General features: G+C 74.3%; 23 protein-coding genes. 11 read left to right on the top strand and 12 right to left on the bottom strand.

The genetic code is table 11. The annotated features are described in order from the left end of the window. Positions 1-113: 113 nt before the first annotated feature. Both NHH00_RS08980 and NHH00_RS08975 read right to left on the bottom strand, forming a co-directional pair. Positions 114-1163, bottom strand: coding sequence for a cation diffusion facilitator family transporter (locus tag NHH00_RS08980; RefSeq protein ID WP_253051527.1), 1050 nt, complete (start codon positions 1161-1163; stop codon positions 114-116). Further along, positions 1160-1576 (bottom strand): ArsR/SmtB family transcription factor, encoded by a 417-nt coding sequence (locus NHH00_RS08975; protein WP_253051526.1) that lies wholly within the window; start codon positions 1574-1576, stop codon positions 1160-1162. Before NHH00_RS08975 ends, NHH00_RS08980 begins: the two co-directional genes overlap by 4 nt. Before the next feature lie 147 nt (positions 1577-1723). Here NHH00_RS08975 and NHH00_RS08970 point away from each other — a divergent pair, with 147 nt between their 5' ends. Continuing rightward, positions 1724-2908 carry an SLC13 family permease gene (locus tag NHH00_RS08970; protein ID WP_253051525.1) on the top strand — a complete coding sequence of 395 codons (1185 nt, stop codon included), beginning with the start codon at positions 1724-1726 and terminating at the stop codon, positions 2906-2908. 65 nt (positions 2909-2973) lie between these two features. Here NHH00_RS08970 and NHH00_RS08965 read toward each other — a convergent pair whose 3' ends face one another. From NHH00_RS08965 to dapA, 3 genes are all read right to left on the bottom strand, one after another. Further along, complete coding sequence (locus NHH00_RS08965; protein ID WP_253051524.1) at positions 2974-3519, bottom strand: GNAT family N-acetyltransferase; 546 nt, start codon at positions 3517-3519, stop codon at positions 2974-2976. Positions 3520-3623: 104 nt separating this feature from the next. Beyond that, positions 3624-3917, bottom strand: coding sequence for a hypothetical protein (locus NHH00_RS08960; protein WP_253051523.1), 294 nt, complete (start codon positions 3915-3917; stop codon positions 3624-3626). 202 nt (positions 3918-4119) lie between these two features. After that, the gene (gene dapA, locus NHH00_RS08955) at positions 4120-5127 is read right to left on the bottom strand and encodes a 4-hydroxy-tetrahydrodipicolinate synthase (protein ID WP_253051522.1); all 1008 of its coding nucleotides are present in this window, start codon (positions 5125-5127) and stop codon (positions 4120-4122) included. Between the two features lie 71 nt (positions 5128-5198). Here dapA and NHH00_RS08950 point away from each other — a divergent pair, with 71 nt between their 5' ends. Beyond that, positions 5199-6089: a LysR family transcriptional regulator gene (locus NHH00_RS08950; protein WP_253051521.1), complete on the top strand. Its 891-nt coding sequence runs from the start codon at positions 5199-5201 to the stop codon at positions 6087-6089. A 49-nt stretch (positions 6090-6138) separates the two neighbouring features. Here the strand turns inward: NHH00_RS08950 and NHH00_RS08945 are convergent, their stop codons facing one another. Next, positions 6139-6480 carry a YciI family protein gene (locus tag NHH00_RS08945; RefSeq protein ID WP_253051520.1) on the bottom strand — a complete coding sequence of 114 codons (342 nt, stop codon included), beginning with the start codon at positions 6478-6480 and terminating at the stop codon, positions 6139-6141. 380 nt (positions 6481-6860) lie between these two features. On the opposite strand from NHH00_RS08945, the gene NHH00_RS08940 reads away from it, so the two are divergent. Together NHH00_RS08940 and NHH00_RS08935 are read left to right on the top strand one after the other, a co-directional pair. Beyond that, positions 6861-10262 (top strand): CARDB domain-containing protein, encoded by a 3402-nt coding sequence (locus tag NHH00_RS08940; protein WP_253051519.1) that lies wholly within the window; start codon positions 6861-6863, stop codon positions 10260-10262. Positions 10263-10479: 217 nt separating this feature from the next. Further along, positions 10480-11001 (top strand): pyridoxamine 5'-phosphate oxidase family protein, encoded by a 522-nt coding sequence (locus NHH00_RS08935; protein WP_253051518.1) that lies wholly within the window; start codon positions 10480-10482, stop codon positions 10999-11001. A 53-nt stretch (positions 11002-11054) separates the two neighbouring features. On the opposite strand, the gene NHH00_RS08930 is transcribed toward NHH00_RS08935, so the two are convergent. After that, a complete protein-coding gene (locus tag NHH00_RS08930; protein ID WP_253051517.1) occupies positions 11055-12305 on the bottom strand; it encodes an MFS transporter in 1251 nt (416 codons plus the stop codon). Positions 12306-12347: 42 nt separating this feature from the next. Between NHH00_RS08930 and NHH00_RS08925 the strand changes: the two genes are divergently transcribed. After that, positions 12348-13028: a FadR/GntR family transcriptional regulator gene (locus tag NHH00_RS08925; protein WP_253051516.1), complete on the top strand. Its 681-nt coding sequence runs from the start codon at positions 12348-12350 to the stop codon at positions 13026-13028. 27 nt (positions 13029-13055) lie between these two features. Here the strand turns inward: NHH00_RS08925 and NHH00_RS08920 are convergent, their stop codons facing one another. Genes NHH00_RS08920 through NHH00_RS08910 form a run of 3 tightly spaced genes read right to left on the bottom strand, consistent with a single transcriptional unit; the run spans position 13056 to position 15148 of the window. Further along, on the bottom strand, positions 13056-13493 hold the full coding sequence (locus NHH00_RS08920; protein WP_253051515.1) for a VOC family protein: 438 nt from the start codon (positions 13491-13493) through the stop codon (positions 13056-13058). A 9-nt stretch (positions 13494-13502) separates the two neighbouring features. Further along, positions 13503-14792, bottom strand: coding sequence for an MFS transporter (locus NHH00_RS08915; protein ID WP_253051514.1), 1290 nt, complete (start codon positions 14790-14792; stop codon positions 13503-13505). After that, positions 14789-15148 carry a hypothetical protein gene (locus NHH00_RS08910; protein WP_253051513.1) on the bottom strand — a complete coding sequence of 120 codons (360 nt, stop codon included), beginning with the start codon at positions 15146-15148 and terminating at the stop codon, positions 14789-14791. Before NHH00_RS08910 ends, NHH00_RS08915 begins: the two co-directional genes overlap by 4 nt. A 71-nt stretch (positions 15149-15219) precedes the next feature. Between NHH00_RS08910 and NHH00_RS08905 the strand changes: the two genes are divergently transcribed. Next, a complete protein-coding gene (locus NHH00_RS08905) occupies positions 15220-15867 on the top strand; it encodes a uridine kinase (RefSeq protein ID WP_253051512.1) in 648 nt (215 codons plus the stop codon). A gap of 26 nt (positions 15868-15893) precedes the next feature. Here NHH00_RS08905 and NHH00_RS08900 read toward each other — a convergent pair whose 3' ends face one another. Then, positions 15894-16376, bottom strand: a complete 483-nt coding sequence (locus NHH00_RS08900) for a glutathione peroxidase (RefSeq protein ID WP_253051511.1) — start codon at positions 16374-16376, stop codon at positions 15894-15896. 135 nt (positions 16377-16511) lie between these two features. Here NHH00_RS08900 and NHH00_RS08895 point away from each other — a divergent pair, with 135 nt between their 5' ends. The 4 genes from NHH00_RS08895 to NHH00_RS08880 all read left to right on the top strand — a co-directional run bounded on the left by NHH00_RS08895 (position 16512) and on the right by NHH00_RS08880 (position 19195). Beyond that, positions 16512-17078, top strand: a complete 567-nt coding sequence (locus NHH00_RS08895; protein ID WP_253051510.1) for a DUF6993 domain-containing protein — start codon at positions 16512-16514, stop codon at positions 17076-17078. Between the two features lie 142 nt (positions 17079-17220). Next, on the top strand, positions 17221-18006 hold the full coding sequence (locus tag NHH00_RS08890; RefSeq protein WP_253051509.1) for a 3-hydroxyacyl-CoA dehydrogenase: 786 nt from the start codon (positions 17221-17223) through the stop codon (positions 18004-18006). A gap of 70 nt (positions 18007-18076) precedes the next feature. Further along, positions 18077-18772: a DNA alkylation repair protein gene (locus NHH00_RS08885; protein ID WP_253051508.1), complete on the top strand. Its 696-nt coding sequence runs from the start codon at positions 18077-18079 to the stop codon at positions 18770-18772. A 30-nt stretch (positions 18773-18802) separates the two neighbouring features. Beyond that, the gene (locus NHH00_RS08880; protein ID WP_253051507.1) at positions 18803-19195 is read left to right on the top strand and encodes a nuclear transport factor 2 family protein; all 393 of its coding nucleotides are present in this window, start codon (positions 18803-18805) and stop codon (positions 19193-19195) included. A gap of 18 nt (positions 19196-19213) precedes the next feature. Here NHH00_RS08880 and NHH00_RS08875 read toward each other — a convergent pair whose 3' ends face one another. Beyond that, positions 19214-20914: an outer membrane protein assembly factor BamB family protein gene (locus NHH00_RS08875; protein ID WP_253051506.1), complete on the bottom strand. Its 1701-nt coding sequence runs from the start codon at positions 20912-20914 to the stop codon at positions 19214-19216. Positions 20915-21283: 369 nt separating this feature from the next. Between NHH00_RS08875 and NHH00_RS08870 the strand changes: the two genes are divergently transcribed. Then, the gene (locus NHH00_RS08870; protein WP_253051505.1) at positions 21284-22270 is read left to right on the top strand and encodes a sugar phosphate isomerase/epimerase family protein; all 987 of its coding nucleotides are present in this window, start codon (positions 21284-21286) and stop codon (positions 22268-22270) included. Positions 22271-22316 lie beyond the last annotated feature (46 nt).

Here is a 22316-nt window from a genome sequence, read left to right as displayed (position 1 = left end):
GGTCGCTCCCGACGATCGCCGCCCCGTGGGGAGGAACCCCGGGTTCGGCGGCCCAGGGGAGCGCCCAATCGGGAGCGAGCCCCGGTTCGGCGGCGCGGGACGCCGGCGGCCGGTCAGCGGGCGGGCGCCACTACGACGTCGACCGTCCCGACCGACGGCAGCGCGCCCCGCAGCCTGGCCTCGGCTGCGGCCGAGGTCCGGTCGGCGACGGCGACCGGCGTCTGCGGCGGCACGAGGACGCGCGCCTGGACGGCCAGGCGGTGGCCCGACCAGCGCAGCCGGACGTCGTCCACACCCTGCAGCCCGTCCACGCCGTCGAGCGCGTGGCGCGCCCGGTCCGTGAGGTCCGGGTCGACGCCGTCGAGGAGCCGGCGCCCGACGTCGCGCGCGGTGCCCCACAGCAGCACGAGGATCGCGGCGGTGATGAGCAGGCCGACGAGCGGGTCCGCGAGGGGGAGACCGGCGAGGACGCCGAGCGCGCCGAGCACGACCGCGAGCGACGTAAACCCGTCGGTGCGGGCGTGCACGCCGTCCGCGACGAGCGCGGCCGAGCCGATGCGGCGTCCCACCCGGATGCGGTACACGGCGACCGCCTCGTTGCCCGCGAACCCGACGATCCCCGCCGCGATCACCCAGCCCAGGTTGTCCACAGGCTGCGGGTCCGCGAGGCGCCGCACCGACTCGACGCCCGCGACGACTGCCGAGAGGGCGATCATCGCGACGATGAACAGGCCCGCGAGGTCCTCGGCCCGGCCGTAGCCGTGGGTGTACCGGCGCGTCGCCGCCCGGCGGCCGAGCACGAACGCGATCCACAGCGGCACGGCCGTGAGCGCGTCGGAGAGGTTGTGGACGGTGTCCGCAAGCAGCGCGACCGAGCCGCTGACCGCGACGATGCCGAGCTGCGCCAGCGCCGTCGCACCGAGCACCACGAGCGACACCTTGACCGCCCGGATGCCCTGCCCGCTCGCGACGAGCTCGTCGTCGATCGAGTCCGCGGCGTCGTGCGAGTGCGGCACGAACACCTCGTGCAGCCAGCCGCGCAGCCCGGCCGGGTGAGGATGATCGTGGTCGTGGTCGTGGTCGTGGTCGTGGTCGTGGTCGTGGTCGTGGTCGTGGTCGTGGTCGTGGTCGTGGTCGACGGCGGCCGGGCGGGTCGTGCTCATCGGTCCGCCGCCGTGGACGTGGCGGTCCCGGCGGCGGGGGAGGAGCCGTCGACCGTGGCGTGCGCGTCGTCGGCGTGGTGCGCGGGGTGGTCGTCCACGGCGTGCTGCGCCTGGAAGACGGCCTGGGTCACGAGCGTCCGCGCATGCTCGTCGACGAGCGAGTAGAAGACGCGGTTGCCCTCCTGCCGGGCGCGGACGATGCGACCCCAGCGCAGCTTGGCGAGGTGCTGGGAGACGGCCGTCGGCGACTTGCCGACGATCTCCGCGAGCGCGTTGACCGGCAGCTCGGTGTCGCGCAGGGCGAGGACGATCCGGACGCGCGTCGCGTCCGCGAGCAGCGAGAACACCTCCGCCGCGAGCTCGACGTACTGGCTCTCCACCCCGAAGGTGCATGCCTTCGTATCTTCACGCATACGCAGATACTAACGGAGTGCGCACGCCCACGAGGCCGAACCCGGGATCGCTCCCCACCGGCGCGGCGTCGTGGGGACCGACCCCGGGTTCGGCGGTTCGGGGGCGGCCCTGATCCGTGGCCGTGTCGCGGGACTTACGATCGCGACGTGAACGCCTCGGGAGCACCGGCGCGCCGCCGTGTGCCGCTGTGGCTCGTCGCGGCGGTGGTCGTCGTCGTGCTGCCCGCGACGGGGCTGCTCCCCGCCGCCGACGCGCGCGACCTGCTCGCGCGGACCGGCCCGGTGCTGGTCTTCCTGCTCGCGATCACGGTCGTCGCCGAGCTGTGCGCGGGCGCGGGCCTGTTCGACGCCGTCGCCGGGCGGGCGGCGCGGCTCGCCCGGGGGCGGCGGCTCGCCCTGTGGGGGCTCGTCGTGGTCCTCGCGACGGCGAGCACGGTCGTGCTGTCGCTCGACACGACGGCGGTGCTCGTCACGCCCGTCGTGCTCGCCCTCGCGCGCCGCACGGGCACGAGGCCCCTGCCGCTCGCTCTCACGGTCCTCGCGCTCGCCAACACGGCGTCGCTGCTCCTGCCCGTCTCGAACCTGACCAACCTGCTCGCGGCGCACCGGTTCGGCTCCGGGTACGTCGGGGTGATGTGGGCGCCCGCGCTCGCGGTCCTCGCCGTCACGATCGTGGTCCTGCTCGTGCTGCACGGCCGTGACCTGCGCGGACGCTTCACGCTCGGGGGAACCGGCCCGACGCCGCCCGACCAGGTGCTCCTCCGGGTCACCGCCGCCGTCGTCGCGCTCCTCGCGGTCGCGTTCGCGGTCGAGCTGCCCGTCGCGCCGACGGCGCTCGCGGGCGCCGCGGTCCTCGTGCTGGCGACATGGTGGCGGCGCGTGCAGCCCCTCGTGCCCGTGCGGGAGATGCTGCCGTGGCGGTCGGCGCTCGTCGTCGCCGCGCTGTTCGTCGTCGTCGAGACGTGGCACGCGCACGGGCTCGGCGACCTCCTCGCCGCCGTCGCCGGCACGGGCACCGGCCCGGGCGACCTCGCGCGGCTCGCTGCGACCGGCGTCGTCGCGGCGAACCTCGTCAACAACCTGCCCGCGTTCCTCGCGCTGCTGCCCGCGGCGGGGGAGAGCGTCGACCGGCTCGCGACCCTGCTCGTCGCGGTGAACGCCGGGCCGCTCGTCACGCCGTGGGCGTCGCTCGCGACCGTGCTGTGGTGGCAGCAGTACCGCCGTCACGCGTTCGAGCAGGGGCCGCCGCCCGCGTGGCACGTGGTCCGGCAGGGCCTCGTGCTCGCGCCCCTGACGGTCGCTGCGGGCGTCGCCGTCGTGGCGTTCGGCTAGGCAGAGGGGCGCGCTCGGCGCCCGGGTGGCGTCCCGTCGTCGTGCGCACGCCGCACGGCCTCACGTCACAGGCGGTCGAACGGGGCGGCGTAGGTGAACCGGCCCGCGTACTCGTCGCGCCACGCGCTCAGGGCGCGCGCCTGGAAGTAGTCCCCCCACGCCGGCTCGGGAGCCTCGATCCCGAGGGCGCTGGCGGGCACGAACCCGAACCGGGAGTAGAGGGCCGGCTCCCCGAGTAGCACCACGACGGGTTCCGCGAGGGCGTCCGCCGCGCCGAGGATCGTGTGCATCAGCGCGGAACCCACTCCGCGCTGCTGGTGGTCGCGACGGACGCTGAGCGGCCCGAGCCCCAGCGCCGGCCGGTCCCCGAGCCGCCCGCGGGTGGCGACCACGTGACCGACGACCTGCGGGTCGGGCAGTCCGGTCTCGGCGACCAGCGACAGCTCCGGGATCCACCCGCCGTCCTCGCGCAGCCACCCGACCAGGGTGGCCTCGCCGGGTGCGCCGTCCGGCTCGACGGACGGGGCGGCGTGCTCGACCGCGGAGAACGCGTCCGCGGTGACCGCCCGGATCGCCGGGACGTCGGACGGGCGCTCGCGTCTGATCAGCATGCCGACACTCTCGACGCGTGCGCACCCGGGGGCAACGGAAAATCGCCACCGGACGCGGATCGTCACCGTCAGGGCGCTCGTCCTCGCGTTCGGGGGAGCGGTCGCTACGTCGAGACCGCCAGGCACCCGTCGGTCCAGTCCCAGTCGCTCGCTGCCCGCTCGGCGACGTCACCGCCCGCGTCGTAGGCAGCGCTGACCTGCTCCGGGGGCAGGCTCGTGCGGATCGTCGGACCCCCGCACCCGCTCCCGATGAACGCGCCGTCGCGCTCGATCCACAGGCAGAAGGCGGTGTCCGGCTCGAGCGACTCGGCGAGGAAGAACGCGTACCCGTCCTGCTCGTGGAGAAGCCGGGTCTCGCCGATCGATCCCGGGTCGACGTCCGGGGAACTCAGGTCCACCGAGTCCTCCGGCCCGGCCTCCGTGGCCAGCACCCGGGACGGGTCGCAGGCGGAGGTCCCGGTCCCGCAGGACACGGTGGCAGCAGCGGTGATCAGTACGAGCGCCACCGGAAGCACCGCTCGACGTCGCGGGCCGAGGTCTCGGCGCAGGCTCGCGAGTAATCCGATCGCATGCATGTCGCAACGATACTGGAATCGATCGTCATGATCGAGGAAGGTCACCTCCCGACCGGCCGCGCGTCCTCGCGTGTGCCGCGCGGTGGTGCGTCGGTGGTGCGCCGGTGGTGCGCCGGTGGGCCGGGGCCGCCGCCGGTCCGGCTGCCCGGAGGGAGCCCAGCAGTGCGTCGCGGGACGCGAGGGCCGCCGAGAGCGCGTCCGGGGACGCCGGGAGCAGCGGGAGCCGCACGCGCGGGCTGGCGATCCGGCCGTCGGCGGCGAGGACGGCCTTGATCACCGCGGGATTGGGCTCGGCGAAGAGGGCGCGCGTGAGCGGGACGAGCGCGTCGTGCACCGTGCGGGCCCGGTGCGCCGGGCCGTGCCGCCAGGCTTCGATCAGCTCGGCATAGGCGCACGGGGCCACGTTGGCGCTCGCGGTGATCGCGCCGCGGGCGCCGAGGGAGATCAGCGGCCCCGCGTACAGGTCGTCGCCGGCGAGCACGGACACGTCGGGCCGAAGGGCGCTCAGGAACGTGACCGTCGTGTCGTCGATCGAGCCCACCGTGTGCTTGAACCCGGCCACGCCGGGCAGGTCGGCGAGCCGGTGGAGCGTGTCCGCCGTGAGGGTCAGGCCCGTCCGGTACGGGACGTTGTAGACGACCAGCGGGACGGGGGCCGCCGCCGCGAGGCGCCGGACGTGCTCGACAACGCCCTCCTGGGAGGGGCGCGTGTACGACGGGACCGCGACGAGCGCGGCCGTCGCTCGGGGGTCGAGGGCCGTGATGAGGTCGACGGACGCGGCGGTGCTGCTCGTCCCCGTGCCGACGACGAGGTGCCGGTCGTGTCCTGCGCAGACCTCGGCGCAGACGTCGACGACCTGACGCGCCTCGGCGCGAGTCAGCGTCGCCGGCTCTCCGGTCGTGCCCAGGGCGACGACGCCCGCCGCGCCCTCGTCGAGCACCGCTGCGGCGAGCGTCGCGAGCGCGTCGAGGTCGAGGCGGTCGTCGTCGGTGAACGGGGTGACCAGGGGGACGTAGAGACCGGAGAGCTCCATGACGGCCACTCTGGGCCGACCACGTCGTCGGGTCTAGTTCCTGTTCGTGCGGCATGCCGTAAGTTCTCCTTATGCTCGACGTCCGCAGGCTCCGACTGCTCCGGGAGCTCTCGCACCGAGGAACCATCGCGGCGGTGGCCGAGGCGCTCACCTACACGCCGTCGGCCGTGTCGCAGCAGCTCTCCGCGCTCGAGCGCGACGCCGGGGTGCCCCTGCTGGAGCGGTCGGGCCGCCGGGTCCGGCTCACCGCGGCCGCCGAGCGGCTCGTCGAGCACACCGAGAAGATCCTGGAGATCCTCCGCGAGGCCGACGCGGACCTCGCCTCGGCCGCCACGACGCTCCGCGGGACGCTGCGCATCGGCGTCTTCCCGACCGCCGTGCCGACCCTGCTCACGCCCGCGGTCGTGCGCCTGAGCTCCGACCACCCGGGGTTGCGGCTCCTGGTCTCCGAGCTCGACCCCGCGACGGTCCCCGCCGCGCTGCGCGGGGACGCGGTCGACGTCGCGCTGGTCCAGGAGTACGACCACGTCCCGCTCACGGTCGGGCCCGGCGTCGAGACGGAGCCGCTGCTGGAGGAGACGGTCCACCTGGCCGCCCTGGACGCCGGGTCGCTCGCCGATCGTCGCGACGCGCCCTGGATCGCCGGGACGCCCGGGACCCTGTGCCACACGCTGACCCTCAGGGCCTGCGAGGCCGCGGGCTACGCCCCCGGCATCCGTCACCACGCGGACGACTTCGGTGCGGTCCTCGCGCTGGTCGCCGCCGGGCAGGGCGTCGCGCTCGTCCCGGACCTCGCGGCCGGGAACCCTCCCACGGGTGTGGTCCTCACGCCGCTCGCCATCCGCCGTCGGACCTCGCTCGCCTACCGTCGCGGGACCCGGGCGCACCCGGAGGTCGCCGCCGCACGCGCAGCGCTGCACGTGGCCGTGGCGACCGCCCGACTCACGCGCACCACCGGGTAGCAGCACGAGGATCGACGGCGCCGGTGCGCACGGCCGCGCCGGGGAGCCGTCAGCTCTCGGGGTCGTCCTGGAACACGCGCACCTCCTGGCGGCAGCGGCAGGCGACGGCGATCTTCGCCGCCCACCGGAGCGCGTCGTCACGCGTGGGTACGTCCAGCACGGTGTAGCCGCCCTCGATCCGGGCGGTCTGCGGGTACGTGCCCTCGGTGACGGTGCCGTCCCCGGAGACCAGGACCGGCGGGACGCTCTCGTCGATCCCGCCGCCGAACACCCAGACTCCGGCCTCCTTGGCCTCGCGCACCACCGTGTGCGCCGCGTCCGCGGCGGCCTCGAGGCCGCCTGGACCGAGCTCCATCTCGCCGCTGGGGAACGAGATCAGGTACTTCGCCATCGCACGACTCCTTCGTCTCCGGGGATCCCGGCCCATCGTCGCTCGGGGTACCCACGCCACGCCGACCCTTGACGCCCTGGATGTCCGTCTCGTAACGTCCGTACTGCACAACGCAAGAAGTTGACAGAAGTCCAGCACAAAGCAGTGCACACGCTGCAACTCTCGAATTCCGCCACGGGTCCGACCGGTGACCATCCCTGACGGGTCGTTTCGTGGCACCCGGCCGACCGGATCCGACCTCGGGCCCGGTCCCGACCCCGAACCAGCCCTGACCCGACCCACCCGTGACGGTGGCGCCGCACCAGCACGATCGCGTCCGCCGTCGGGCACCGTCGCCCGCGGGTGGACGAGCCCGCCCCGGCGGGAGAACGAGGACGTTCATGAGAACCCCCTGGAAGCACACGGTCGTGGCGGGTGCCGCGCTGGCGCTCGTCGCGCCGCTCGGCGTCGTCGCCGCGGCGCACGCCGCGGACGCCACCAACCTGGCGCTCGGCAAGCCGATCGCCGCGTCGTCGGTGACGCAGACCTACGTCGCGGGCAACGCGAACGACGGGAACACCGGCTCCTACTGGGAGGGCGCGGGCGGCCAGTACCCGTCGCACCTCACCGTCGACCTCGGGGCGGAGGCCGACGTCGACCGCGTCGTCGTCACGCTGCCCCCGCCCTCCGTGTGGTCGTCGCGCACGCAGACGTTCAGCGTGCTCGGCCGCTCCGACGGCGAGACGGCGTTCCGGACGCTCAAGGCGTCGGCGGCGTACCGGTTCGACCCCGCGAGCGGCAACACGGTCGAGATCCCGCTCGACGCCGAGGTCGACGAGGTGCGCCTCGCCTTCACCGCCAACACCGGTGCGGGCAACGGTCAGGTGTCCGAGCTCCAGGTCTGGGGCACGCCCACGGGCGGCACCGACCCGACGGACCCCACCGACCCGACCGGTCCCACGGACCCGACCGGCACCAACTACGCGAAGAGCCGCCCCGCGACGGCCTCGTCGACCGAGTGGCAGTTCGTCGCCGCGAACGCGGTCGACGGCAGCGCGACCACCTACTGGGAGGGCGCGGGCGGGCAGTACCCGTCGACGCTCGACGTCGCGCTCGCCGCGCCCACGCAGCTCAGCAGCGTCCGCGTCCGGCTCAACCCCGACGCCGCGTGGGGCGCGCGCACGCAGACGTTCTCCGTGTGGGGCCGCACCGGCATGGGTGCCTGGCAGGAGCTCAAGGCCTCGGCCGGGTACGCGTTCGCGCCGGGCAGCGGCAACCTCGTCGACGTGCCCGTGACGGGCACCGCGACCGACGTGCGCCTGCGCTTCACCGGCAACACGGGCGCGGGCAACGGCCAGGTCGCAGAGCTCGAGGTCTACGGCGCCCCGGCGCCGAACCCCAACCTCACCGTCACCGCGGTGACCGCGTCCCCGGCGTCGCCCACGGCGACGACCCCCGTGACGCTCACGGCGACGGTGACGAACACGGGCGACCGTGCGTCGTCGGCCACCACGCTCGACGGGAAGCTCGGCGGGTCGACCGCCGGCTCGGCCGACGTCGCCGCGCTCCAGCCCGGCGCGAGCGCGCAGGTCCAGGTCGCGGCGGGCACCCGCCCCGCGGGCGAGTACACGGTCGGTGCCGTCGTCGACCCGGCGAACACCGTCGTCGAGCAGGACGAGACGGACAACGCGTTCACGGCGACGGCCAAGCTCGTCGTGGGCGAGGCGCCCGGGCCGGACCTCGAGGTCGTCTCCGTGTCGTCGAACCCGGCCAACCCGGCCGTCGGCTCGGCCGTGACGTTCTCGGTCCAGGTACGCAACCGCGGCAACCAGCCCGTCGCGGCCGGGTCGGTGACGCGCGTCGTCGCCGGCTCCACGACGCTCGACGGCACGACGCCGGCCGTCCCCGCGGGCGCGACCGTCACCGTCACGCCGAGCGGCTCGTGGACCGCCACGAACGGCGGGGTCACCGTGACCGCGACGGCCGACGCGACGGGCGTGGTCGCCGAGACGAACGAGGACAACAACACCGGCACGCTCGCCGTGACCGTCGGGCGCGGCGCCGCCGTCCCGTACACGACGTACGAGGCCGAGGACGGCCAGTACACGGGCACGCTGCTCCAGACCGACGCGCTGCGCACGTTCGGGCACACGAACTTCGCGACCGAGTCGTCGGGCCGCGAGTCCGTGCGCCTGACCAGCACGGGCCAGTACGTCCAGTTCACGTCGACGAACGCGACGAACTCGATCGTCGTGCGGAACTCGATCCCCGACGCTCCCGGCGGTGGAGGCCAGGAGAAGACGATCAGCCTCTACGCGGACGGCCAGTTCGTGCAGAAGCTCACGCTCTCCTCCCAGCACGCCTGGCTCTACGGCACGACCGACCAGCCCGAGGGCCTGGTCAACACCCCGGGCGGGGACGCGCGCCGGCTCTTCGACGAGTCGCACGCGCTGCTCGGGCGGTCGTTCCCGGCCGGGACGGTGTTCCGGCTCCAGCGCGACGCGGGCGACGACGCCGCGTTCTACGTCATCGACCTCGTCGAGCTCGAGCAGGTCGCCCCTCCGCTGGCCAAGCCCGCGCAGTGCACGTCGATCACCGAGTACGGCGCGGTGCCGAACGACGGGCTCGAGGACACCGCCGCCATCCAGGCCGCCGTCACCGCGAACCAGAACGGGGAGATCGACTGCGTCTGGATCCCGGCGGGGCAGTGGCGCCAGGAGAAGAAGATCCTCACCGACGACCCGCTCGACCGCGGCATGCACAACCAGGTCGGCATCCGCGACGTGACGATCCGTGGTGCGGGCATGTGGCACTCGCAGCTCTACAGCCTCATCCCGCCCCACCTCGCCCCGGGCGTCATCAACCACCCGCACGAGGGCAACTTCGGGTTCGACATCGACGACAACACCCAGATCTCCGATCTCGCGATCTTCGGCTCCGGCACGATCCGCGGCAACAACGCCCAGGAGGAGGGCGGCGTCGGCCTCAACGGCCGGTTCGGCAAGAACACGAAGATCACCAACGTGTGGATCGAGCACGCGAACGTCGGGGTGTGGGTCGGGCGCGACTACTCCAACATCCCGGAGCTGTGGAACCCGGGCGACGGGATCGTCTTCTCCGGCATGCGGATCCGCAACACCTACGCGGACGGCATCAACTTCAGCAACGGGACGCGCAACTCGACGGTGGTGAACTCGACGTTCCGCAACACCGGCGACGACGCGCTCGCCGTCTGGGCCAACCCGTACGTCAAGGACCGGGCCGTGGACATCGGCCACTCCAACACGTTCCGCAACAACACCGTCCAGCTCCCGTGGCGCGCCAACGGCATCGCCATCTACGGCGGCTACGACAACTCGATCGAGAACAACCTCGTCTACGACACCATGAACTACCCCGGTATCATGCTGGCGACCGACCACGACCCCCTGCCGTTCTCGGGGACGACGCTCATCGCCAACAACGGGCTCTACCGCACCGGCGGGGCGTTCTGGAACGAGGACCAGGAGTTCGGCGCGATCACGATCTTCCCGCAGACGCACGACATCGTCGGCGTGACCATCCGCGACACGGACATCGTCGACTCCACGTACGACGGCATCCAGTTCAAGAACGGCGGCGGGAACATGCCGGACGTGAAGATCACGAACGTGCGGATCGAGAAGTCCAACAACGGCTCCGGCATCCTCGCGATGGGCGGCGCCCGTGGCAACGCGATCCTCTCGAACGTGACCGTCACGAACTCGCGTGACGGCGACGTCGTCAAGGAGCCCGGCTCGCAGTTCGCGTTCACGGGCCAGTAACGGGGGGGGCGACCCGGGTCTACCCCGCGGTGCCGAACACGACATGGGGGTCGTTATCCGCCGGATAGCGACCCCCATGTCGTTCTCGAGGGCGGGGAAGGTCGTGGTCGACGGCGGGCCGTCGGGTCTGGTCCTCGGCACCTGGTCACACCGGGGTGACCAGGTGCCGGTGATGTGCCGTCTTCCGCACGTCGTCCCGCCCGCGCAGACTCGGGGCATGACGCACCAGACGCACGAGTTCGACGACATCCGGGCCGAGTTCGACGCCACCGTCGGGCGGACCGTCTACGCGACCATGGTCACGGTGGACTCGCAGAACCGGCCGCGCACGCGCGCCCTCATCCCGGTGTGGGAGGTCGTCGACGGCGCCCCGCTGGGCTGGCTCGCGACGTACCGCACGCCGGTGAAGGCCGCCCACCTCGCGAACAACCCGCACGCGAGCTTCTCCTACTGGGCGCCCCGCGGGAGCGACTTCGCGGCCGCGGACGTCGTCGCCGGGTGGGTCGACGACGAGCAGGACCGCCGCCACGTGTGGGACCTCTACGCGCGGACCAGCCCGCAGGGCGCCGGCTACGACCTCGGCGCCTTCTGGACGTCACCGACGGACCCGCGGCTCCACGTCCTGCGCCTCGACCCCTACCGCGTCCAGGTGATCCGCGGCCTCGACCTGCGCAACCGGATCTGGACCCCGAGCGACGTCCCGGCCGTCGTCCCACGAGCGGCCGTCGCACCGGCCTGACGGGCGCTCTCCGGCGGACGGCGGGTACGCCGCGGGTGCCCGCACAGCGGGGCTCAGCGCGGCGACGGCCGGTCGGCGACGGGCAGCGACGGCACGGTGTCCTCCACGAAGCGGGGGCGGCAGGCGAACCAGCCCCCGACCACGCCGGGGACGGCGGTGGCGGCGAGCACGAGGAGCGGGACCGACCACGACCCGGTCGCCTCGCGCAGCAGGCCCAGGCCGATCGGGCCGAAGCACGCCAGCGCGTAGCCGAGGCCCTGGACGAAGCCCGACACGGCCGACGCGGTCTGCGGCGTCCGGGTCCGCCGGTTGATGAGGGTCATGCACAGCGGGAACGTGCTCACCCCGATCCCCAGCGCGCACATCCAGAGCGCCGTCCCGTCGAGCGGGGAGAGGAGCAGGCCGACGTACCCGGTCACGAGCACGACGGCGCACACGACGACCACGACGAACGGGTTCGCCAGGCGCGTGGCGAGGTGCGGGACGACCAGCGCGGCGGCCATGCCCCAGGCGGAGTAGAGGGCGACCATGGTGCCGCCGAGCGCGGCGCTGCCGCCGGCGTCGGTGAGCACGGCCGGGACCCACGTGATGATCCCGTAGTTCGAGAGCGAGATCGCCGCGAACAGGACGACGAGGCCCCACACGGTCGAGGACCGGCCGATCCGCGGTCTCGCGCCGACGGCGGTCGAGGTGCCGGGCGCGTGGTGGTTCGCGGGCATCCGGGTCGCCAGGACGAGCCACACGATTGCGGCGAGCGCCGCAGGCCCTGCCCAGATCCCGACCGAGAACCGCCAGCTGGTCGCCTCGGCGACGGGGACGGCGAGGAGCGGGGCGACGAACTGACCGGTCTGCATGAGGATCAGGTAGAGCGACGTCCACAGGGCGATCCGGTCCGGGAACCACGCCTTCACCAGGGGGACGATCACGACGTTCGCCGCACCGATCCCGGCGAGGGCCAACACGGTCGACGCCACGAGCCAGCCCGTCGACGGGGACGCGGCGCGCAGCACGAGCGACAGGGCCGTCAGCGCCAGAGCGACCGTGGCTGTGCGCTCGAGCCCGAACCTGCGCGTCACCACGGGAGCGAGGAACCCGAAGAGCCCGAACGACACCGCGGGGACGGTGCCGAGCAGGCCGGCCACGGCCACGCCGTAGCCGAGGTCGGCGCCGATGGTCTCCAGCAGCGGGGTGAACCCCGTGACGGCCGTCCGGAGGTTGATCGCCGTCAGCGCGACGGCGAGCCCGGCCCACAGGGTGAGGCGGACCCGCCCGGCGGGGACGCGGGTGGGGGAGAGTGTGGCCATGTCAAACTCCGCTGCGAGATCGGCCGACGATAGGATCATGGGATGAATCCCGAGCAGTCTGACACGCGTGAGCCGCTGCGTCGAGTAGGACTCATCGACCAGGCGGCGGCACGGTTCCGCGACGAGGTGGTCTCCGGGCGCTGGCCCGTCGGCGAGCGCATCCCGACCGAGGTCGCCCTGGTGGCCGAGTTCGGCATCGGGCGGAACACGGTCCGCGAGGCGCTCCAGTCGCTGGTGCACGCGGGCCTGCTGCGCCGCGAGCAGGGGCGTGGCACCTTCGTCATCTCCCGCTCCGAGCTGACCGGCACCCTCGAGCGTCAGCTCGCCGGAGGCACGCGCCGCCACTACCTCGAGCTGCGCCTCGCCCTGGACAGCACCGCGGCCTCGCTCGCCGCCGCGAGCCGCACGGACGCCGACGTCGTGCTGCTGCGCGAGCTGCGCGACCGGCGGGAGGCGGCGTGGTCGACCGACGATCCCGACGCGCGCGCGAGCGCGGACCTCGACCTGCACCGCGCGATCGTGGAGGCGACGCACAACCCCCTGTACGTGACGCTGTACTCGAGCATGCTCGACGTGTTCGCCGTCCACATGCGCGACGAGGAGAACGAGGACGAGGACGCGGCGCACCGGCACCACCACGAGCTGGTCGAGGCGATCGCCGACGCCGACGCGGACGCTGCCGCGGAGGCGGTGGCCGCGATCATGGACCCGTTCCTGCGCTGAGCCGCGCCGCGGCAGCCGAGCGCGCGGTCAGTCCAGGCAGAACTCGTTGCCCTCGACGTCCTGCATGACGATGCACGACTCGTTCTCCTCGTCCGCGACCATCACGCGCACGCACGTCGCGCCGAGGGCGACCAGACGGTCCCGCTCGGCCTCCAGCGTCGCGAGGCGCTCGGCGCCGACGAGCCCGGTCCCGACGCGCACGTCGAGGTGCACCCGGTTCTTGACGACCTTGCCCTCGGGGACGCGCTGGAAGTACAGGCGAGGGCCGACGCCGTCCGGGTCGCTGCACGCGAACCACGCGTCCCGCTGCTCGGGCGGGAGCGCGGCGTTCGCGTCGTCCCACGTGGCGAAGCCGTCCGGGGGCGACGGCGGGGCGTAGCCCAGCACCTCGCACCAGAACCGGGCGACGCGCTCCGGCCGCGCGCAGTCGAACGTGACCTGGACCTGCCTGACCGTCGTCGTCATCCCGCCACCCTAGGCACGCGGGCCCTCCTGGTCGGAGGGCATTTCCGGCCCCGGCGCGTCCGCTACCGGCGCGTCGGCCACCGGCGCGTCGGCCGTCGACACGTCCGCCACCGCCGTCGCCGCGGTCGGCCGCGCGGGGAACGTGCGCCGCGCGACGAGGACCACGACGAGCGCGCCGGCGACGATCCCCGCCCCGAGGAGCGGGACGACGTCGAGCCCGGACCGCGCGAGGACGAGCGCGCCGAGCGCGGCGCCGCCGCCGATGCCGACGTTCGACGACGCGTTGACGAGCGCTCCCGTGAGGTCCGGCGACGCCCCGTGCGCGCGGATCGCCGCGGCCTGGAACACCGGTGCGACGGCGCCGAACCCCGCGCTCCACACGCCGATCGCGACGAGCACCCCCACGGTCCCGGGGAACGCGAGCCCGACCGCGAGCATGCCCGCCAGGACCGCGATCAGCGTGACGACCGTCGTCCGGCGCGGCCGGTGGTCGAGGCGCGCGGCGGCGAACGCCGTCCCGACGAGCCCGAGCGCCCCGAGCACGAGGAGCGCCGGGCCGAGCGCCGACTCCTGCAGGCCCGCGCCCAGGAGCAGGAGCGACACGAACGTGTAGACCGTGTACTGGCCCAGGTACGTGAGAGCGTTCGTGGTCGTGGCCACCGCGAGCGCGGAGCGCCGGCTCGCGCTCGACGCGTCCGACGGCGGAGCCCCGCCTCCCGGCACGGGCGGCAGCAGGAACGCGATGAGCACGGTGGCCAGTGCGCACGCGCCCGCGAGGACGCCGAACGCGGGACGCCAGCCGATCGCGGTGCCGAGCGTCGTCGTCAGCGGGACGCCGAGCACGAACCCGACCGCCGCCCCGGTGGTGACGAGCGAGAGCGCGCGCCCCGTGAGGTGCGGCAGCACGAGCCGTGACGCGTACCCGATGCTCACCGAGAAGAACACCGCGTGCGACGCGCCTCCCAGGGCCCGTGCCGCCGCGACGACGGCGAACGTCGGCGCGACGGCGACGAGCACGTTGCTCACCGTGTAGAGCACGAGCGTCGTCAGCAGCAGTCCCTTGCGCGGGAGCCGGGCCGTGCCGAGCGTCAGCGGCACGGCGAGCGCCGCGACCATGACCGCGTACGCCGTGACGAGCAGGCCTGCGACGGACTCGGTGACGTCCAGGTCCGCGCTGAGAAGCGGCAGCAGCCCGACGGGCACGAGCTCGGTCGTGATCGCCACGAACGTCGCGAGGCCCAGGGCGACGATGCCGCCCGCGGCCTCGCGGACCGTGCCGGGCCGGAAGGGTGCGGTCATGCGTCCGTCTCGACCTGCAGGGTCGTGTGGGGGTTCTCCAGGCCCTCGACCATGACGATCGTGCACGCCGTGACCCGGCCCTTCCACCGCGCCGCGACCTCGAGGTCCGCGCGCGGCTCGAGGGGGTAGCGGTTGGCCGTGAAGCTGTTGCCCCCGTTGCCGTGCGGGGACGCGTGGACGTGGTTCATGTACCGGATGCCGGTGTCGAGGTCGACGACGACCGGGTGCGCGAACGCCTCGGACTGGCTGAAGCCCCGGCGCTTGCGCTCGGGGCGGGTGTCGGCGAACTCGGTGACCTCCACCGTGTGCCCGACGGGCAGGGGAGCGGGGTAGTTGAGGGCGACGGTGCGCAGCATGCGTCCACCCTAGGAGCCGGACCTACCCGCCGTCCCGGAGACGCTGCCGCGCGATCTGGCATCCTGACGCGGTGCGCGTCGAACCGGTGACCGAGGACGTGCTCGTGGGCCGGGTCGTGGACCGCGTCCTCGGGTTCCGGCGCCGCGACCGGGCGACGGTGCCCGACGGCGCGGTGCGGCTCCTCGTCGACGGCCACCCGTCGACGCACCCCGAGGCGCTCGCGGACCGGCTCGTCGCCCCGCTGCGCGCGGCGGGCCGACCCGTCGCGCGGGTCCGCGTGGAGGACTTCTGGCGCCCCGCGTCGCTGCGGCTCGAGCGCGGTCGCGAGGACCCGGACGCGCTGCTCGACGAGTGGATCGACGTGGCGGGCCTCAACCGCGAGGTGCTCGACGCCGTCGGCCCGGGCGGGACGGGTCGCTACCTGCCGAGCCTGCGCGACCCGGCGACGAGCCGGTCCACGCGGGCGGCGCCCGTCGCCGCGGAGCCGGGGCTCGTCGTCGTGCTCGACGGCGCGCTGTCCCTCGGCCGCGGGCTCGCGGTGGACCTCTCCGTGCACCTCGCGCTGCGCGACGCGACGCTCGCGCGCCGCACCGCGCCCGCGGACGCGTGGACGCTCGACGCGTACGCGCGCTACGAGCGGGAGGTCCGGCCTGCGGAGGCGGCCGACGTCGTCGTGCGGGTCGACGACGCGCGGCACCCCGCGCTCGTCGTGCGCTGACGCCCGCTACGCGAGGTGGCGTGCGCTCAGCGCGGCAGGTGCGCCTCGACGAGGTCGACGATGGCCGGGTCGTCGGGGAGGGTACGGGGGCGGAAGCGGTGCACCTCGCCGCCGGGGAGGACCACGAACTTCTCGAAGTTCCACGTGACCCGGCCGGCCTTCCCCTCGGCGTCCGGCGCCTTCTTGAGCTCCTGGTAGAGCGGGTGCGCGTGCCGCCCGTTGACGCGCACGCGGTCGACCACGGGGAACGTCACGCCGTACGTCAGCGAGCAGAACTCCTGGATCGCCTCGTTGGTGCCGAGCTCCTGGAGGAACTGGTTGCTCGGGAACCCGATGACGGTGAACCCGCGGTCGCGGTACTTCTCGTGCATCGCCTCGAGCGTCGCGTACTGCGGCGCGAGGCCGCACCGCGACGCGACGTTCACGACGAGCACGACGTCGTCCGCGTGCTCGCGCAGGGTGCGCGTCGTCCCGTCCATGGCGTCGAACGGGATGTCGTACAGGCTCATGCGGGGCGCTCCTGACGGTCAGGCGGAGACGGGTCGTCTCCCATCCTGCACCCGGCGGCGCCCGAGATGTGAAGATCTCGGGCCGAGGTCGCGCCCGCGGTCGCCGTCCACCACCGGGCCCGTCAGACTCGCGACATGACCACGCCCGACCTGGACGACTCCCGCACGGACGGCACGTCGCGCCTCGGGAGCGCCGTCGTCGGCGTGGTCGTGGGGCTCGTGATCTTCGCGTGCGTGGGCGTCGTGGGGTACTCCGTGTTCGTGGGGGTCACCATGAAGCAGTGGGCCGGGTCGTACGACTCGTCCCAGCCCGAGGCCACCGTGACGGCCGAGGACGCGACCGCCGTCGGGCAGGAGGCCGGGCTCGACGCGTCCAACGAGGCGTACCGGCAGCGCGCGGGCGCGCCCGAGGACCACGCGGAGGCGGCGCTCGCGGTGCCCGCCGTCCAGGCCGCGCTCGACCCGGTCGCCGACGGGTCGGCCGTCGACGGCGACGAGGTCTCGGCCGCGCTCGTCGCGGCGGGCTTCGAGAACGTGCAGGTCGTGGACAGGAACGCGTTCGGCGACGTCGTCCCGGTCGTCGGCGTCGGGGTCGCGGTCCCCGGCGGCTGCGTGTACGGGGCGGTCGCGCCCGACGCCGTGACGCTCGACTCCGGAGGGCCGATCGCCGACGGCGGGTGCCTGGAGATGCCGTCGCACTGACAGCCTCCGCCGGTGCCGACGCGAGATCGGCCCGAGCGTCCGAGATCGACCCTCGGTGGGTCGATCTCGCGACCCGCGGGTCGACCTGGGTACGGTCAGCGGGGCGGGCGACGACGCCCGCGCAGGTGACGGAGGGTGAGACATGCGGATCGAGGGCACGGTCGCCCTGGTGACCGGAGGGGCCTCGGGCCTCGGGCGCGCGACGGCGGAGGGCCTGGTCGCGGCAGGGGCGCGGGTGGTCCTCGCGGACCTCGCGTCGTCCGACGGCGTCGCGGTCGCCGGGGCGCTGGGCGACGCGGCGCGGTTCGTCCCCACGGACGTGACGAGCGAGGACGACGTGGCGCGGGCGCTGGACGCCGCGGACGACCTGGGCGGGGCGCGCGTCGTCGTGAGCTGCGCCGGGATCGTGCTCGCGCAGCGCGTGCTCGGGAAGTCCGGCGTGCACGCCCTGGACGCCTTCCGGCGCGTCGTGGACGTCAACCTCGTCGGGACGTTCAACGTCGTCCGTCTCGCGGCCGAGCGCATGCTCGCCCTCGACCCCCTGGGGCCTGACGGCCCCGGTCCGGACGGGGAGGAGCGCGGCGTCGTCGTGCAGACCGCGTCGGTCGCGGCGTTCGACGGGCAGGTCGGGCAGGCCGCCTACGCGGCCTCCAAGGCGGGCGTCGCGGGCCTCACGCTGCCGCTCGCGCGCGACCTCGCGCAGCACCGGATCCGGGTGATGACCATCGCACCGGGCATCTTCCGCACCCCCATGATGGCGTCGCTCCCCGAGGCGGCGCAGGAGTCGCTCGGCGCGCAGGTGCCGCACCCGAGCCGGCTCGGGCGGCCGGAGGAGTACGCGCACCTGGTGCGCGCGATCGTCGAGAACCCGATGCTCAACGGCGAGGTGGTGCGCCTCGACGGTGCGATCCGCATGGCGCCGCGCTGAGCGCACGGACCGCGCCGCGGCGCGGACCGCACGGACCGCGGGCGACCGCCCGCACGAGAGGAGAAGGACGATGCCGCCGTACACCACGGCGACCGACTTCCGCGCCGACCTGCTCGCGCGCGCGACCGCGGCCCAGCGCCGCGCCTACGCGCGGCACTTCCCGGGCGACGACACGCTCGCCGGGGTGCGCATGGGCGACGTGTTCACGCTCGCGAAGGGTGCGCTCGACCTGCCGGTGGACCAGATCGAGCTGCTCCTCGAGGACCGCGTGCACGAGGTGCGGGCCGGCGGCTGCTCGATCATGGGCAAGGCGGCGACGGCCCGGCGCGTCACCGTCGAGCGGCACGCGGAGCTCGTCGAGCTCTTCCTGCGCCGCCACGACCGGATCGACACGTGGGACCTCGTCGACCTCACCGCCTACCAGGTGCTCGGGTCGTGGCTCCTCGACCGGCCACGGGACGTCCTCGACGACCTCGCCCGCGCGCCGGACTGGCCGCGCCGGCGCTCCGCGATCGTCGCGACGGCCGCGTTCCTGCGGCGCGGCCAGGTCGACGACACGTTCCGGCTCTCCGAGGTCCTCGTCGACGACCCCGAGCCCTACGTGCAGAAGGGCGTCGGGTGGATGCTGCGCCACGCGGGCGACGTCGAGCCCGAGCGGCTGCGGACGTTCCTCGAGGACCACGCCGCGACCATGCCGCGCGACGTGCTGCGGGCCGCGGTGGAGAAGCTGCCGCCCGCGGAGCGCAAGGAGTGGCTCGCGCGCTGACCTGGCCCGGACGAGCGGAGGAGCGACGTCATGACGGAGGACCCGAGGACCCGTACGGCATTCGCCGCGCTGCTGCGCGCGTGGGGTGACTCGCTCGTCGCGAACGACCCCGCCGCGATCGACGCGTTCGTCGACCCGGGCTGGGTGGTCGTGGGGACGGACGGGAACGCGCAGCCCCGCGCCGGGTTCCTCGCGGTCGTCGCGTCGGGGGAGCTCGTGCACACCGAGATGTCGTCCGAGCTCGTCGCGGTGAGCGTGCACGACGACGTCGCGGTCACCCTCGCGCGCGGCGTGTCCGCGGGCACGTGGCGGGGGACGCCGTTCCGCGACGAGGAGTGGTCGGTCGACACGTTCGTCCGTCGCGGCGACGCGTGGCGCTGCGTCCACACCGCGCTCGTCCCCGCCAGGTCGGGCGGGACCTGACCGACGGGAGCCGCCGGCTCAGCCCAGCCGGGTGACGGTCGCGTCCCCGCGGTCCGCGCGCAGCAGCCGGCCCTGGACCGCGACGTACCACGACCCGGTCGTCGCGTCGCCGCGCCACTCGACGTCACCGTCGCGGAGGTCGAGCGCGACGAGCCGCGCGGTGTCCTCGCCGTCCTCCGACCAGGTCGTCACGACGAGCAGCGCCCGCGCCCCGTCCGTGAACGCCTGCGTGACCATCGACATCGGGGCGGGGGTCGGGGCGCCGTCGGGGTCGGGCGGGGCCAGCACCTCGGCGGTTCGCGTCCAGAGCACGCGTCCGGTCTCCACGTCGACGCCCACGACGACGTTGCCCATCCCCTGGCGGACCACGGCCGTGCCGGCCGCGACGACGTAGGCGGACTCGGCGCCGTTCACCCCGGAGCTCTCCCAGCGTCGTGCGCCCGTCGCGTCGCGGGCGACGAGAGAGGTGACCTCGCGCGTGAGGACGAGGCCGCCCGTGGCGCCGTCCGTGGCGTGCGGGACGAGGACCGTGCCCGGGGGCTCCCAGCGGACCTCGCCCTCGGGCTCCAGCACGACCGGGGGTCCCGTCGACGCGGCGCCGTCGGCGGCGGAGCCCGGTGGCGTCGTACGGTAGAGCGCGCCGTCGGGAAGCCGCGAGAGCACGTCGGCGGGCGCCCGCGGGTCGTCGACCCGCGTCCCGTCGGCCGTGAACCAGGCGTCGACCCCGCATCCCTGCACGACGACGAGCCCCGCCCCCAGGACGAACGTCGCACCGTCGAGGTCGGCGTAGGTGACGCTCTCCGTGTCGGAGTACGGCGCGCACGACCCCTCCTCGGGCACGAACGGGAGCTCGTGCTCCCAGCGGACCTGGCCCGTCCTCGCGTCCTCGAGCGTGACGACGGCGGGGCGGCCGGCCGAGAGGTCGGAGGGCACGCCCGTCGTCGGGTCGACCGTGACGCGCGGCCCGTCCGGCGCCTCGCCCGCGCGGCGGAACCGAGCGACGCTCCCGTCCGGACCGGGCGCGGACCAGCCGCGCGCCGCGTCCAGCGTGCGGGTCTCGGCGTTCCCCTCGGCGTCGATCACGGTGACCTCGGCGCCCTCGGCGGCGGGGACCGGCTCGTCTCCGAGCGGCGTGAGGGCGGTCGTCGCCTCGAGGGGCGACGGCACGTCGTCCGTCACGCACACGAGCTCGTCGTCGGGCACCGGAGCCGTCGCGGAGACCACGAGCTCGCCGCCGCACCGCGAGGTGGGCGGGAGCGGCACCGTCCACCGGACCTCGCCGGTGTCGACGTCGTGGGCCACCGCCTCGTCGTCCCGCACGAGGACGACGAGACCGGGCAGCGTGGCGGGGGTCCCCGCCGTCTGCGCCGGCACGGTCCAGAGCTCGGTCGGTGCGGCCGGGAGGGGCTCGACGCCGCCGACCGCACGCCGCACCGTCTCGAGCGACCCGCGCGACGACACGGCGTCCACGACGATCATGCCGCCTACGACGACCACGGCCGCGGCGGCCGCGACGAGGGCTCCCCGTCGACCCCGCCGTCGTGCGGCGCCGGTCGGGCGAGGAGCGTCGGGGCTCGCGCTCCCGGTGTCGCCGTCCGGGGAGCCGGTGCCCGCCGGCGCGCCCGCCGGGTCGCCGTCGGGAGCCGCGTCCGCGGCGTGCGGACCCTCCTCGAGCTCGAACGCGACCCGGCCGTGGTCAGGACGTCGACGTCGTGGCATGCGCCGATCCTAGGTGCGCGCTGCGGGGGCCCCCGGACCGGGTCGCCATCGATGAACTTTCGACTTTTGATTGACACCCGACAGAAGCCTCGTAGGATGACGACCGGGTGGTAGGTGAGAGGCCGCCCGACACGGTGGGACGCGCTCCTCCGGCACGACGACGTGCGGAGGACTCGCTCGACGACGAGACGAGGAGGACCAGACGCAGGGCGCTGTACGGCCCTGACGAGGACGGACGACGAAGAGGGCCGCCCGAGGACCTGTCGTCGGCGTGACGACGAGCGCCTGTACCGCCGTCCGCCGCCGACCTGCACCACCCGCGGTGCGGCTCGCCCGAGCCGCACCGTCCCATCCCTCGAAGGAGAGACGATGAGCAAGTCTCAGATGACGCGCCGCAGCCTGATCAAGGCGCTCGCGACGTCGACCGTGGCCGTGGGCCTCGGTGCCGCCGTCGCGCCGGCGGCCGGCGCCGCCCCCGCCCCGACGGCCGCCGGGCCGCTCGCGGCCGCGGGCAACGGTCGCCTGGTCCCCCCGGGCAAGATCGGCATCCAGCTCTACTCGATCCGTGACAAGGTCTCGAGCCTCGGGTTCCGGACGGTGTTCGAGCAGCTCGCGGACATCGGCTACTCGGAGATCGAGTTCGCCGGCTACACCCAGAACCAGGTCGGGCCGATCACTCCCGAGGAGATCCGTCAGCTCCTCGACGACAACGGGCTGCGCGCCGTCGGCTCCCACGTCGGCATCAACGCGCTGCGCACCGACCTCCCGCGCCAGCTCGAGATCGCCAACATCCTCGGCATGCCGCACGTCGGCACGGCGAACGCCCCGTCCAACGTCAACACGGTCGACGGGTACCGCGCCGCCGCGGACGAGTTCAACGCGTGGGGCGCCCAGGCGGCCGCCGCGGGGCTCAAGCTCTACCAGCACAACCACGCGGGAGAGTTCGCGTTCGCGACGGACCGCCCCGACGTCCGGCTGTACGACGTCTTCTTCGACAACACCGACCCCCGCACGGTGTTCCTCGAGATGGACGTCTACTGGGCGTTCGTCGGGCAGCACCTCTACCCGGGCTTCGAGCCGATCGACTACGTCCGGAACCACGCGCACCGCTACCCGCTCCTGCACCTCAAGGACGGGGCGCGCAACGAGGCGAACCCGAACGGGTTCGACATCATCGAGTTCGACGCGGGCGACCTGCCGTACCGCGAGTTCCTCCGCGCGACGAAGGCGCGCGGCACGCGCTGGGGCATCTGGGAGCAGGACAACGCCCCCACGACCGCCGTCCCGCCGAACCCGGTCGACTCGTTCGGCAACGCCCGGCGCAGCTACACGTCGATCCTCGGCCTGCGCGGCTGAGGCACCCGGCCTCGAGGGCCCCGTCCGCGGCTGCGCGGGCGGGGCC

Source organism: Cellulosimicrobium cellulans, assembly GCF_024124905.1.
Classification (GTDB): Bacteria; Actinomycetota; Actinomycetes; order Actinomycetales; family Cellulomonadaceae; genus Cellulosimicrobium; species Cellulosimicrobium cellulans_G.
The sequence above is the reverse complement of the archived record's forward strand: the minus strand, read 5'-3'. Positions and strand labels throughout refer to the sequence as shown.

Coding starts and splice junctions, on each gene's coding strand:
- NHH00_RS08945 (WP_253051520.1), bottom strand. CDS start 6,480: ATGGCGAAGTACCTGATCTCGTTCCCCAGCGGCGAGATGGAGCTCGGT.
- NHH00_RS08915 (WP_253051514.1), bottom strand. CDS start 14,792: ATGACCGCACCCTTCCGGCCCGGCACGGTCCGCGAGGCCGCGGGCGGC.
- NHH00_RS08885 (WP_253051508.1), top strand. CDS start 18,077: ATGCCGCCGTACACCACGGCGACCGACTTCCGCGCCGACCTGCTCGCG.
- NHH00_RS08880 (WP_253051507.1), top strand. CDS start 18,803: ATGACGGAGGACCCGAGGACCCGTACGGCATTCGCCGCGCTGCTGCGC.
- NHH00_RS08910 (WP_253051513.1), bottom strand. CDS start 15,148: ATGCTGCGCACCGTCGCCCTCAACTACCCCGCTCCCCTGCCCGTCGGG.
- NHH00_RS08940 (WP_253051519.1), top strand. CDS start 6,861: ATGAGAACCCCCTGGAAGCACACGGTCGTGGCGGGTGCCGCGCTGGCG.
- dapA (WP_253051522.1), bottom strand. CDS start 5,127: ATGGAGCTCTCCGGTCTCTACGTCCCCCTGGTCACCCCGTTCACCGAC.
- NHH00_RS08900 (WP_253051511.1), bottom strand. CDS start 16,376: ATGAGCCTGTACGACATCCCGTTCGACGCCATGGACGGGACGACGCGC.
- NHH00_RS08980 (WP_253051527.1), bottom strand. CDS start 1,163: ATGAGCACGACCCGCCCGGCCGCCGTCGACCACGACCACGACCACGAC.
- NHH00_RS08975 (WP_253051526.1), bottom strand. CDS start 1,576: ATGCGTGAAGATACGAAGGCATGCACCTTCGGGGTGGAGAGCCAGTAC.
- NHH00_RS08930 (WP_253051517.1), bottom strand. CDS start 12,305: ATGGCCACACTCTCCCCCACCCGCGTCCCCGCCGGGCGGGTCCGCCTC.
- NHH00_RS08870 (WP_253051505.1), top strand. CDS start 21,284: ATGAGCAAGTCTCAGATGACGCGCCGCAGCCTGATCAAGGCGCTCGCG.
- NHH00_RS08935 (WP_253051518.1), top strand. CDS start 10,480: ATGACGCACCAGACGCACGAGTTCGACGACATCCGGGCCGAGTTCGAC.
- NHH00_RS08950 (WP_253051521.1), top strand. CDS start 5,199: ATGCTCGACGTCCGCAGGCTCCGACTGCTCCGGGAGCTCTCGCACCGA.
- NHH00_RS08920 (WP_253051515.1), bottom strand. CDS start 13,493: ATGACGACGACGGTCAGGCAGGTCCAGGTCACGTTCGACTGCGCGCGG.
- NHH00_RS08875 (WP_253051506.1), bottom strand. CDS start 20,914: ATGCCACGACGTCGACGTCCTGACCACGGCCGGGTCGCGTTCGAGCTC.
- NHH00_RS08965 (WP_253051524.1), bottom strand. CDS start 3,519: ATGCTGATCAGACGCGAGCGCCCGTCCGACGTCCCGGCGATCCGGGCG.
- NHH00_RS08895 (WP_253051510.1), top strand. CDS start 16,512: ATGACCACGCCCGACCTGGACGACTCCCGCACGGACGGCACGTCGCGC.
- NHH00_RS08925 (WP_253051516.1), top strand. CDS start 12,348: ATGAATCCCGAGCAGTCTGACACGCGTGAGCCGCTGCGTCGAGTAGGA.
- NHH00_RS08890 (WP_253051509.1), top strand. CDS start 17,221: ATGCGGATCGAGGGCACGGTCGCCCTGGTGACCGGAGGGGCCTCGGGC.